The sequence below is a fragment of the Kitasatospora sp. NBC_01560 genome (assembly GCF_045208415.1).
GTDB lineage: Bacteria > Actinomycetota > Actinomycetes > Streptomycetales > Streptomycetaceae > Kitasatospora.
Genome location: NZ_CP109364.1, coordinates 8,835,906 through 8,848,227, shown reverse-complemented (window position 1 = coordinate 8,848,227; position 12,322 = coordinate 8,835,906). Strand labels below are relative to the sequence as shown.

9 protein-coding genes and 1 pseudogene are annotated in these 12,322 nt (G+C 70.4%); 5 read left to right on the top strand and 5 right to left on the bottom strand.

From position 1 onward, the window contains the following. Positions 1–773 precede the first annotated feature (773 nt). From gcl to OH807_RS37730, 5 genes are all read left to right on the top strand, one after another. Positions 774–2,552, top strand: coding sequence for a glyoxylate carboligase (gene gcl, locus OH807_RS37750; RefSeq protein WP_406211404.1), 1,779 nt, complete (start codon positions 774–776; stop codon positions 2,550–2,552). 187 nt (positions 2,553–2,739) lie between these two features. Further along, positions 2,740–3,231: a pyridoxamine 5'-phosphate oxidase family protein gene (locus OH807_RS37745; RefSeq protein WP_406208855.1), complete on the top strand. Its 492-nt coding sequence runs from the start codon at positions 2,740–2,742 to the stop codon at positions 3,229–3,231. An 85-nt stretch (positions 3,232–3,316) separates the two neighbouring features. Continuing rightward, positions 3,317–3,805: a glutathione peroxidase gene (locus OH807_RS37740; protein WP_406208853.1), complete on the top strand. Its 489-nt coding sequence runs from the start codon at positions 3,317–3,319 to the stop codon at positions 3,803–3,805. Positions 3,806–4,101: 296 nt separating this feature from the next. Continuing rightward, positions 4,102–4,710, top strand: a complete 609-nt coding sequence (locus tag OH807_RS37735; RefSeq protein ID WP_406208851.1) for a hypothetical protein — start codon at positions 4,102–4,104, stop codon at positions 4,708–4,710. A gap of 71 nt (positions 4,711–4,781) precedes the next feature. Continuing rightward, positions 4,782–6,329 carry a hypothetical protein gene (locus tag OH807_RS37730; RefSeq protein ID WP_406208848.1) on the top strand — a complete coding sequence of 516 codons (1,548 nt, stop codon included), beginning with the start codon at positions 4,782–4,784 and terminating at the stop codon, positions 6,327–6,329. A gap of 282 nt (positions 6,330–6,611) precedes the next feature. Here the strand turns inward: OH807_RS37730 and OH807_RS37725 are convergent, their stop codons facing one another. From OH807_RS37725 to OH807_RS37705, 5 genes and pseudogenes are all read right to left on the bottom strand, one after another. After that, positions 6,612–7,037, bottom strand: coding sequence for a GIY-YIG nuclease family protein (locus tag OH807_RS37725; RefSeq protein WP_406208845.1), 426 nt, complete (start codon positions 7,035–7,037; stop codon positions 6,612–6,614). Between the two features lie 577 nt (positions 7,038–7,614). Beyond that, a pseudogene (locus OH807_RS37720) lies at positions 7,615–8,453 on the bottom strand (IS5 family transposase). Between the two features lie 216 nt (positions 8,454–8,669). Next, complete coding sequence (locus OH807_RS37715; protein ID WP_406208842.1) at positions 8,670–8,792, bottom strand: hypothetical protein; 123 nt, start codon at positions 8,790–8,792, stop codon at positions 8,670–8,672. 356 nt (positions 8,793–9,148) lie between these two features. After that, positions 9,149–10,069, bottom strand: a complete 921-nt coding sequence (locus tag OH807_RS37710; protein ID WP_406208839.1) for a hypothetical protein — start codon at positions 10,067–10,069, stop codon at positions 9,149–9,151. A 47-nt stretch (positions 10,070–10,116) separates the two neighbouring features. Next, positions 10,117–12,150: a protein kinase domain-containing protein gene (locus OH807_RS37705; RefSeq protein ID WP_406208836.1), complete on the bottom strand. Its 2,034-nt coding sequence runs from the start codon at positions 12,148–12,150 to the stop codon at positions 10,117–10,119. Between the last annotated feature and the right edge of the window lie 172 nt (positions 12,151–12,322).

Sequence of the window (12,322 nt, the reverse complement as noted above, 5' to 3'; positions counted from 1 at the left end):
GTGCGGCCGGCGCCCCGGCGGAGCGGGCGGCGGCGATGGGTGTCGGGTCGGGTGGCGTGCGGTCAGGGGGCGTGTCCCTCGGTCGGGTAAGGGCGGACCGGGCGCGCGTGGTCCTGGACGGGACAGCACGGCCGGAGCTCCCCCGCTCCCCGGTCGGTCCCGAACCCCCCGGCCGCAGCCCGTGTTGAACATGGCAACCATGACGGGCCCGGCGTGGCACCGACGGTACCCACGGCCCCGGCCGCCGCCAACCTCGTCCACCCTCCCTTCACCGCGACGGCACACCGGGGCCGCTTTCCGGCCCGGATCGAGCCGGAAAGCGGGCACACCCGTTCGTGCACCGACCTGGTATGCGAACGATGCCCGGCCGACCGGGCGCGGCGGTAGGCCCGCGATCGAGCGGGCGGCGGAGCGGGCGCTTTGCAGGAAGGGACGACGAGCGGCCCCGGAGCGCCGCCGCGGACTGGAGGAACGGGCGATGGATCGGGCACCCCGGCCGTGACAGCCTGGCCGGACGCCGGACACCGGGGCCCCACCCACCACACCCCGCCCACCGGCCACCGGGCCCTCGCCCACCGGCCGCCGGTCGGCCGCGACCTGCGGTTTCCGCCGACCGCCGGCTTCCACATTCTGTTGAAACTCCCCTTGACGCCCCGACAGGCGTCGCCTTACTTTGTTTCCGCATACAGAAACCGTTCTTCCGTATGGTGGAATTCTGGAGATGAGCCCTCCGACCCACTGCGGGCCGACGCAGGAGATACCCGATGCCTCGTATGACAGCCGCCCGTGCGGCCGTGGAGATCCTCAAGCTCGAAGGCGTTGAGGTCGCGTTCGGCGTGCCGGGCGCAGCGATCAACCCGTTCTACCGGGCCCTCAAGGAGGGCGGCGGCATCCGGCACACGCTGGCCCGCCACGTCGAGGGCGCCTCCCACATGGCGGAGGGCTACACCCGGACCAAGGCCGGCAACATCGGTGTCTGCATCGGTACCTCCGGCCCGGCCGGCACCGACATGATCACCGGCCTCTACTCGGCCATCGCCGACTCGATCCCGATCCTGTGCATCACCGGCCAGGCCCCGGTCTCCAAGCTGCACAAGGAGGACTTCCAGGCCGTCGACATCGCCTCGATCGCCAAGCCGGTCACCAAGAAGGCCACCACCGTGCTGGAGGCCGCGCAGGTCCCGGGCGTGTTCCAGGAGGCCTTCCACCTGATGCGCTCCGGCCGTCCCGGCCCGGTCCTCATCGACCTCCCGATCGACGTCCAGCTGACCGAGATCGAGTTCGACCCCGAGACCTACCAGCCGCTGCCGGTCTACAAGCCGCAGGCCAGCCGCGCCCAGGCCGAGAAGGCGATCCGGTTCCTGCTGGAGTCCGAGCGCCCGCTGATCGTCGCCGGCGGCGGCATCATCAACGCCGACGCCTCCGACCTGCTGGTCGAGTTCGCCGAGCTGACCGGCGTCCCGGTCATCTCCACCCTGATGGGCTGGGGCACCATCCCGGACGACCACGAGCTGAGCGCCGGCATGGTCGGCGTCCAGACCTCGCACCGCTACGGGAACGCGACCTTCCTGGAGTCGGACTTCGTCCTCGGCATCGGCAACCGCTGGGCCAACCGTCACACCGGGTACAACCTGGAGGCGTACACCAAGGGCCGCAAGTTCGTCCACGTCGACATCGAGCCCACCCAGATCGGCAAGATCTTCGCCCCGGACTTCGGCATCGCCTCCGACGCCAAGGCCGCACTGGAGCTCTTCGTCCAGGTCGCCAAGGAGCTCAAGGCCGAGGGCCGGCTGCCCGACTTCACCGCCTGGGCCGCGTCCGCCCAGGAGCGCAAGGCCACCCTGCAGCGCCGCACGCACTTCGACAACATCCCGATGAAGCCGCAGCGCGTCTACGAGGAGATGAACAAGGCCTTCGGCCCGGAGACCCGCTACGTCACCACCATCGGCCTGTCCCAGATCGCCGGCGCGCAGATGCTGCACGTCTACAAGCCGCGCCACTGGATCAACTGCGGCCAGGCCGGCCCGCTCGGCTGGACCATCCCGGCCGCGATCGGTGCCGCCACCGCCGACCCGGAGACCCCGATCGTCGCGCTCTCCGGCGACTACGACTTCCAGTTCATGATCGAGGAGCTGGCGGTCGCCGCCCAGCACAAGATCCCCTACGTCCACGTCCTCGTGAACAACGCGTACCTGGGCCTGATCCGCCAGGCGCAGATCGGGCTGGACATCAACTTCCAGGTCAACCTGGAGTTCGAGAACATCAACACCCCGGAGCTCGGCGTCTACGGCGTCGACCACGTCAAGGTCGCCGAGGGCCTGGGCGTCAAGGCCATCCGGGTCACCGACCCGAACGAGCTGGGCGCCGCGTTCGAGGAGGCCAAGAAGCTCGCCGCCGAGCACAGCGTCCCGGTCGTGGTCGAGGCCATCCTGGAGCGCATCACCAACATCTCGATGAGCCGGACCGTCGACATGAGCGACGTGACGGAGTTCGAGGAGCTCGCCACCCTGCCGGAGCACGCCCCCACGGCAATCAAGCCGCTGGCGCTCTAGCCGGGATCCCCGGGACGTCCGGGACGTCCGGGGCGGCCGCAATCGGGGGGACCGCGGCCGCCCCGGGCGTTTGCGGGTACGCGGGTGCGCGGATACGCGGGTACACGGCCGATCGTGCGGGTACGTACCGGGGACGACCCGCGGGCGACCGCAGCCCGCGGGCGCCGGCTCCCGGGAGGCCCACGCCGTGTCCTTCACCATGAGCATCGCCGAGCGCGAGCACTTCCTGGCCGCCGTCCACGTCGGCGTCCTCGCCGTCGGGGCCGACGGCGCCGAACCGGGCAAGGGTCTGCTGGCCGTCCCGATCTGGTACGACTACCGGCCCGGCGGCGTCCTGACCGTCCTCACCGGCCGCGACTCCGCCAAGGCCCGCCGGATCCGGGCCACCCGCCGGTTCGCGCTCTGCGCCCAGCAGGAGGACCCGCCCTGCCGGTACGTGAGCGTCGAGGGCCCGGTGGTCGCGATCGAGGACGGTGTCGACCCCGCCGAACGCGCGGCGATGGCCCACCGCTACCTGCCGCCGGCCACCGCCCGTGCCTACCTGGCAGCCACCACCGAGCAGCTGACCGCCGACATCGCCGTCCGGATGCGCCCCGAACGCTGGCACAGCGCCGACTTCGCCGCCGTCGCCGCCCGCCTCGACGGCCCGCTCCCGCCGACCGGGACGGAACACCCGTAGCCCGGTCGTGGTTGGGGCAGGCAGGGGCGGCTACCGTTCGGTGACGAAGCCCGTCCCGACACCGACACCCGAAGGGGACCTTCTCGTGAGCCTGTACGACATCCCGCTGCGCACCCTGTCCGGCGAGGCCGCCTCGCTCGGCGACTACAAGGGCAAGGCGCTGCTGATCGTCAACGTCGCCTCCAAGTGCGGCCTGACCCCCCAGTACGCCGGCCTGGAGCGCCTCCAGGAGCGCTTCGCCGCGCGCGGCTTCACCGTGCTGGGCTTCCCCTCGAACCAGTTCGCCGGGCAGGAGCCGGGCAGCGCCGAGGAGATCCAGACCTTCTGCTCCACCACCTACGGCGTCTCCTTCCCGCTGTTCGAGAAGACCGACGTCAACGGTGACGACCGTCACCCGCTCTACGAGGTGCTGACCAGGACCGCCGACGCCGAGGGCCAGGCCGGGGACGTCACCTGGAACTTCGAGAAGTTCCTGGTCTCCCCGGACGGCACCGTCGCCGCCCGGATCCGCCCGCGCACCGAGCCGGAGTCGGACGAGGTCGTCGCCGCGATCGAGGCCGTCCTGCCGGCCTGACCCGCACCACCGCCGAAGGGCCCGGGGCCACCGCCCCGGGCCCTTCCGCATGCGCGCACGCTTGCAACACGTGGTGGGGGTAACCCCTCACGAGTTCGCATCTCGTACTCTCCGCAGTCAGAGAGCCCGTACGGGTTCACGGTGCGGGCCCTCCGCGATTTGGCGGTGTGATTGCCGCGAATCACGCAGTGGGAGAGCCGCCGTGTCTGCGAGGGGCGGACATCACCCGCCGTACTCCACCCACCACGGGCACGGGAGGGACAGCTCAGAGGCCCTCCATCGCAGGCAGCCAGACCATGCACACCGCTGACCTCCTCACCGACCATGGTCTCCCCGTCGATGCCGGCGCCACTCCGGTCAATAATGCGTGGCGAAGCCAGAACTCCGTCGTCGCCCAAGCAGCCGGCAACCCGAACGAGACCGTCTACGTCGATGAGCAGCGCAACAACGACATCGTCGCCGCCAACGGCCAGCGCCCTGCATGCCGCGTATTGCCACCGACGGCCCTGGGGCTATCTCCAGGCGGACGGCCCAACCGTCATGGCAGACGCCCGACTGGCAGGCCGACTCGATCACCGACCTACCGTCATTCCTCTCGTGGAGGACCGAAGGCGGCCTCATTCCCTACCCATGAGCTGAGCCAGCAGCGCAACTACCGCAGTTGCTCCCACCACGGCGAACCCAAGCGGGGGTGCACGCACGATAAGAACGACGACGAGAACGCCCACCAGAAGGAGAACGACGGCGCGAACACTGAGCTGATCCATGGAGACCTGACTTCCCTGTCGGCGATCGGCATCTGCTGTTGCCACACCCAGCATCAGCCTCCGACAGCAGCCACTGACAGCTCCAGACGGATCCTGACGACATCAGCCGACTACGGGCAACTGCGCGCAGTCGTATGACAAAGTTTGACGAAGGCGCACCATCGCGTTGGTGGCTGATAGATGATCAACTCCAAGCTGGCGGAGGAAGCATGCGCGCCCCGTTGTGGACAAGGCCCGATCTGTCCCAGCAGCCTCGCCTGAAGGAGCTGAACACCGCTCTCCATGACCTCAGAACGGATGCCGGACTCCCCTCCGCACGGGGCATTCGCGACCAAATCGGTAAGGACGCACAGGAGTTCTGGATCGTCAATCACCAGGCGGTCCTGGACGCCTTCCAACGGACTGATCTACCGCACAGGGGTCGTCTCGACCTCATCGTCCGTGCCCTGGCCGAGATCGGCGGCCACGAAGAGGACGCTGTGGCTGACCGGTTCAAGGGGCTGTGGGCGCTGGCCGTCACCGAGACCGTCGCCCAGGCACACGAAGGCCTCCCAGGAGACGCCGCAGAGCCTGACGGCGAGGAGGAAGACGACGCACACAGCGACACCTCACTGGAATCACTGAAGGCACTGATCATCAATGCGGCACAGTCCCTGTGGAACGACAAGGACGCACTCAGGGTCTTCCTCGGCGTGGTCCGCCGCAGCAAGGGATTCGCCAAGATGGCGGATGCACTGGAGAAGCACCAGCCGGCGAATGCGACCTTCTACGACGTTCGGAGCCATGAGTTCGAGGTCGCTCGTTCCCCCGCCCGCGGAGACCTCTACGCTGTGCACCACTGCCTCGACGAACACCGGCTGAAGCACCAATGGTCCTTCACCGATCTGGAACACCAAACACGGATCTCCGCGGACAAGTGGATCCGCTGGCACACCCACAACGAGCTGCCCGAGCGCGAAGCGCTCATCGCCTTCTCCAATGCAGCACACCTGTGGGGAAAGGACCACGCGCTACTGCTCGGGCTTTGGAACGCTGCCCATGAAGCCTTGGAGCGCCAGTCACGCTACGATGCCCTGCCGTTGAACTTCGACTTCGACGAAGCGTGGGGAATGCGGTCTTCTGCGGCACCTCGACTGTGGGCGCTCGCAGGCGTTGGAGGCGACCCTCTTGCCGCCCACGGCCCCGATCTCGCAGCCGGACCCGCTCCAGTCTTCATCATCGCCGGACCAGCCGGATCAGGACGCTCCACAGCGCTGACGACGGTCGCGCGTTCTCTGCTGGAGAGGCGCACCAGGCTGCTCCTCATCGCACCACGGCCTTCACCACTGCGCGAACTGGCAGCGCGGCCGTCAGTTCTGGGCTGCCTCATACAGGAGAACGTCAGTCGCCAAGAACTTGAGGAGGTACTTGGCGCGGCCTCGCAGGACGACCCCGTGGTGGTAGTGATGGACGATGCCGAGGTACTGGCGGACTGCGATGCCCACCCTGTGCTGAGGCGACTGCTGCATCGCGGTTTCAGTGAAAGCGCAGCTCTGGTCGTAGCCGGAGACGAGCAGACAATCAGCAATGGCAGGAGGTGGCAGAGCGAACTGACCAGGGCCCACCGCGGCCTCCTGCTCGCTCCTCAGAACTCGAGATCTGGTGAGTTGATCGGCAGCGCCTCGGCGATCTCGCTCGTCAGTGATTCGCCTGTCCCCGGCCGAGGCTGGCTGCACCTCGGCGATGGCAGTCTCCTGGCGGTGACCGTTCCCCAGTAGCGCAGGCCGCTTCCTTCGATAGGTAGCGCGGCAGAGCCGTCGCAGGGTTGCGGGACCCGACCGCTCAGGGCCGCCCGGGCCCCTCGTCATTGCCGCTCCCCGCCTGTATCCATGCCGTACAGCAGGGAAGCAGAGGAGCCAGTCGACGTCCACCTGCGTGCCGCCTGCTCCCGGAAGGCTCTGTCGGCCGGCGCGACGAAATTGGATCACCGGCACCGCCAAGCCGAACCGATCGGCCGAGAACCGGGCATGCCCCATCGCCTTCGCCTCGAACCGCCGGATTCAGCTCTGCCGCGGCCAGCGGCTACGGCTCTGGAAGTACTCGAGAGCCGCAGGTTCCTCCGTGAACTCAAGCAGGCCGCCTACCCTGTCTGCCAATAGTGCTCGGACCTCGGATGGCGTGGCGAAGAAGAACTCTCGTCGCTGATTGGCGAAGTTAACACGCCTATCGGCGAATGCTTTGTGCAGTTCGGACTCCAGCGTCACGGCGTCATCGGAGAAGAACAACGCATGAACATCGTATCGAAACGGAACCGAAGCGTCTCCAAGCTCCCGGACGCGGTCCATCGGCTCGAGGCGGCGGGTCATTCCAATCTTGACGATGTTCGGGCCGAAGGCGCCAATATTGGAGATGACATATACGTAGCCGGCTCGAGTGTTCGCGAGGCGGTAGTCGTTGGCTGTGATGCGCGTCTTCGACCTGCGCAAGATCCTCAACACCGAATCCGGCGGCGCCGCCGACCGGATCGGCCGCCAGTCCCCGAGTGTCTATTACGCCCACAACTACGCCTACGTGCTGCCTCAAAGAGCGTTTTGTCCTGGCTGGGGCGTTTGATATCTCTCGGGTCGGCGGGGCTGGAGGCCGTGCAGGTTCGCGTGTGAGGATCCGCTCGTGAAGTGCGATGTGTGTGGACAGGCGATGTGGCGGTGGCCGGTGGCGCCGACAGCGTGTGAAGAGGAGCTCTGGTCCTGTTCCTGGTGTCATGCAGCCACGCATGTGGGCGGTGAGTGGTTCGAGGTCTCGCGACCGCCCTACCTGCCCGTGGAGACGCGCTGGGAGAGGGCCGTTGCGGACGGCCTGGCCGCAGGCGTCGCCCACGCGTTCGGCATCTTCGACAGGACGCTGTGCGGAGTTCGGGAAACTGGCATGTCGCCGTCCGACTATGGATGGCAGCCGGAACGGGCGAACGCCTGTGATGCCTGCCGGGAAGCGGCGGATGTCATCGATGACCGCTGGCCACAGGCGATGAGAGGCGAGGGCGCGCGGGTCAACGTGGCTCGGCGCCTATGAGTCTTTCCAGTTCGGAGTCGACTCTCGCGTGAGCTGTGGCTCATCAGGTCGATCATCGCAAGGCGGATCATGGCTTCGGAGCGGTGCGGATGGGTTTCGTAGTCGCGGGCGAGTCGGCGGTGGTGCATGAGCCAGCCGAAGGTCCTCTCGACAACCCAACGCCGCGGGATCACCTTGAACCCCTTCTCGGCGGGGTCGCGGCGGACGACTTCGACGTCGATGCCAAGGCGGGCGCCGTGGTCGATGGCCTTGGTGTGGTAACCGGAATCGGCCCAGGCCTTGGTCACACGCAGGTGTGCCTTCGAGATCTGCGAGAGCACCTGGATGCCGCCGGCGTTGTCGGAGACGCTCGCGGCCGTGACCAGTACGGCGAGGGGGAGGCCGAGGGTGTCGACCCCGATGTGTCGCTTGCGGCCTGCGATCTTCTTGCCCGCGTCGATGCCCTGGCCGGCAGCAGGGACATTGGCGGAAGTCTTGAAGCTCTGAGCGTCCAGCAGGCACGCGCTCGGCTTGCCGTTCCGGCCCTCCGCCTCGCGGACCAGCCGCCTCAGCACCCCGTTGAGCTGGTCAAACACGCCATCCTTCTGCCACGCGGCGAAGTACCCGTAGACCGTCTCCCACGGCGCAAAGTCGTGAGGCAGGTACCTCCACGGGATGCCGGTTCGGTCGACATAGAGGACCGCATCCATGATCCGCCGCAGGCCATGCTCGGGGGGCCGGCCTATGTCCAGCCCCTTTCCCCTTCGCTCGGCCCGCCAGGCCGACAGAATGGGCTCCATCAACTCCCATCGGGCATCGGAGAAGTCGCTCGGATACGGCCGTTGTCGAGGCATGTTTCGGTAGTACCGTCGACACCCCTTCGACTACAGGGCGCAAACAGGGGTGAGGGAAGCGCCTTGGGATCAGACAGGAGCGAAGGGGCCCAAACGGACACCCAACCGTCGCCACCGGTCCCAGACATCGCGACAGCAGACAGAAGCACCAGCCGTCCCAAGTCCGCTGGCCACCCAGACCGCCGCCAAACGCATCTGCCAGGACAAAACGCTCTTTCAGGTCGGCACAGTCACGTCGCAGACGACCTCCGCCGACGGCCTGGGGTCGTCGTCGATCTCCCTCGACCGGGTCAGCAGGTCGATCGTGATGACGGAGTACACCTGCCGGTCGGGCTGCACCGACTACCCCAACCGCCCGCCGAGGGCCGTCCTTTTCCCGTTCGCCTCCGGGGCGACGACGTTCGCCGCGACGACGACCGCCGGTCAGGCCCTCCAACTGCCCTGGTACAACCTGAACGGCATGGCTTCCCACAATGGCCGGTGGTGGTTCAACTCCTCGGGGCAGAAGAAGCTCTACTACTGGACCCCGACCGCAGACCCCGCCACCTTTCGCCTGGGTGGGCGGCGGCGACCCCGATCTGCTCTGGTCGCTGCAGGAGACCACGGGCGGCCGCAACGTCTTCGCCGTCACCCAGGCCACCTACGGCGGCGGCTGAGCGGGGGACCTGCGTCCGGCCGGGGCGGATGAGCGGAGCTCAGGAGCAGTGGTAGGTGAACGAGGTGGCTGCCGTGCGGGGGGCCGGGGAGAGGATCTCCAGGGTCGCGGTGGCCTGGAAGGAGCCCTGGCCCTCGAAGCTCCAGCGCAGCACCAGGTCGGTGTGGTGGGCGCCGGAGCGGACGTCCTGGGCGATCTCCCCCGAGGTGGTGCCGTCGCTGCGCTGCCAGCGGTAACGGACGGTGCCGGCGCCGCCGTTGGTCTCGACCGCAGCCGTGATCACCGCCGTGCCGCCGCAACCGGGGCCCGCCGGATCGGTGGTCACACCGACGCCGGTGACTGCCAGGGCCGGCATGGTGAAGCGCCAGAACAGGAAGGCGAGTACGGCCAGCAGCACCGCCACCGGCACCAGCCACCGCCGCACCCGACGAGGGCGCGCGGGCTGCGGCGCGTCCGCAGCGGGGGCGCCGTGCCAGACGGCGGCGGCCTGGGGCGGGACGCCGGGGCCGAAGCGTCGCAACTCGCCCGGGGCGAAGGACCGTTCGCCCTGCGGGGCGACGGTCGCGGTCGGGCCGGAGGGCTCCGCCGGGGTGGACGCCTCGACGGTGCTGGTCAGGGGCGGGGCGGGCACCGTGCTGGTCAAGAGGGCCGGCACCGTGCTGCCGTGTGCCGGGGTCTGGACACGGGTAGTGGTCTCCCCCGCCTCGGCAGCGCCCCAGACCCGCGGGTCGAGGAAGGTCGCGCTCGCCGCCTCGGCGCTGTCGAGCCGCACGGTGGCCTCGGTGTCGGGCGACGCGGCGACCGGCCCGGCGCCGAGCCGGACCGTCCCCTCCGCCGCCCCGGCCGGCTCCGCACCGAGCCGGACGGTCCGTGCCGCCTCGTCCGCAGGCGTGCCGAGCCGGACGGTCCGGTCTGCGGCCGTGCCCGGTGCCGGGGCGGGGTCGGGGCTGGGCGTGGGCATGGCTTCTCCAGGGAGCGGGGCGGGGCGGGTGGTTCGGCGGGCAGGGCTCAGCGGGGCGGGTCGCAGAGGTAGGCGGCCACCGTGCTCGATGTCTTGCCCGGCCTGACCGCGGCCGGGCTGGTACCGATGCTCACGCCCCAGGTCGGGAAGGTGTCGGCCGAGCCGAAGTCGTGCGACCGGGTGACGGTGGCGCGGCCGTCGCGGACCACCACCGTGTCGGTCGCGACGGTGACCGGCCGGCCGGTCAAGGTGTGGAACCAGTTCAGCGTCAGCGTGCCGGAGCCGGTGCCCTGCGCGACCACCGTCACCGTCGCGGTCAGGCTCCACCGGCCGCTGCAGGTCAACGAGTCAAGGTTCACCGTGCTGACTGCGACGGTCGCCGGCGCGACCGTCGCGGTGAGGGTCGGGGTGGGCGCCGCCGTCGGCGCGGCGGTGGTGGCGCTGGGAGCGGCGGGCGGGCCCGAGGGCGGCGCGGCCGTGGGGGCGCCACCGCCGGTCGGCAGCGGCGGCAGGCCGGTGGCGGGGCCGCCGGTCGCGGGCGGCGCGCCCTTGGTGGTCGGCGCCTTTCCGGTCGGCGTCCCCGTGGCGGAGGCGCTCGGGCTGCCGGTGGTCGCCGAGGGCGAGGCCGACGACTCGGACGGCGAGGCGCTCGGGAGGTCCGTGGCGCTGCTCGCCCCGGGCGACGGAGCGGCCGTCGGGCCGGCTGCTCCGAGCGTGGTGGTGGCCTCCGGCGAGGCGCCGCCGACGACGGTGCGGGCACCGCCGTCGGCGGCGCCCGCGATCGCCATGCCGGCCAGTGTGGCCAGGGTCAGGGTGCCGGCCACGACGCCGACGAGCGCCTTGCCCCGGCTGCCGAGCCGCACGCCCCGGCGGACCGGCGTCTCCCGGGCGAGCACCTCCCGGACCACCGCGGCCGGCGCGGCGCCGGTAGCGGTACCGGCGGCCCCGCCCGCGGCGGCCTGGGGCGGGACGCCGGCCAGCGCGGTGTGGGCCAGCGAGGTGCCGCCGGCCGCCCCGCCGCCGACGCCGGGCAGCAGCAGCGCGAGCAGCGCCACCAGCGCCGTCAGGTCACGCCGGCCCTTCTCCTCCCACTGCGGCCCGTACTCCGCGGACGCGACGGCCTCCAGCTCCTCGACCAGCGCGGCGGCGCTGCCGGGGCGGGCCTGCGGGTCCTTGGCGAGGCCGGAGAGGATCAGCGGCCGGACCATGTCGGGCGCCAGCGCGGCGGGGATCGGGGCCTCGGTGTGCTGGACGGCCAGCTCGGCGATCGTGGTGCCGCCGTAGGGGCGGGCGCCGGTGAGGCATTCGAAGAACGTGACGGTCGCCGCGTAGACGTCCCCGGCCGGGGAGGCGGGCCGCCCCGCCCACTGCTCGGGCGGCATGTAGGCGGGCGTGCCGGAGACGTCCCGGTCGTCGCCGCTCGGCACCGCGATGCCGAAGTCGACCAGCTTGGACGTGCCCGCGGTGTCGACCAGCACGTTGGCGGGCTTGTAGTCGCGGTGCACCACGCCCGCCTCGTGGGCGGCCGCCAGGCCCAGCAGTGAGCCCTTCAGGACGACCAGCGCGGCCTCGGGAGTGGTGGCGCCCTCCGCGCGGAGCAGGTCGCGCAGTGCGATCCCGTCGACCAGCTCCATCACGATGGCCGCGCCCCGCTCGCCTTCCACGTACTCGTAGAGCCGGGTGACGTGCGGGGAGTCGATGGCGGCGAGGGTCTCGGCCTCCTCCCGCAGGGCGGGCGTGCCGACGGTGCTGTGGAGGTACTTGATCGCGACGGGGGTGCCGGTCTCCCGGTGCCGGGCGAGCACCACGCGGCCGCTGGCGCCGGAGCCGAGCTCCCGCTCGTGGAGGTAGTCGGGGAGCTCCCAGGGGCGCTCGTCCTCGACCGCCGGGGCGCCGGGGGCCGCGCCGGAGCCGGCCCGGACGTCGACCGTGTCGTCGAGCCCGGCCCCGGTCGCGTCGGCCGCCTCGGCCGCGGGGGCGGTCCCGGTCTCCGCCGTGGCCCCGGCCGCATCGGGTGCCCCGCCTGCGGGAGCGCTGCCGCTCCCGGCCCGTCTGCCGTCCTGCTGCTTCCCGTTGTTCATCGCGTCGTACTCTCCCCGTGACTGCCTGCTGGGCCCTGCGGCGTCGCACCCTACGACACCGCGGCTACCGGCTGGGACGCGGCCCGGGGAACAGCGGGTTCCGGGCCCCCGGATCCGGAAGGTCACGATTCGGGTGATTCGCACACCGTGCCAACCATTCGCCGCGGCAGGC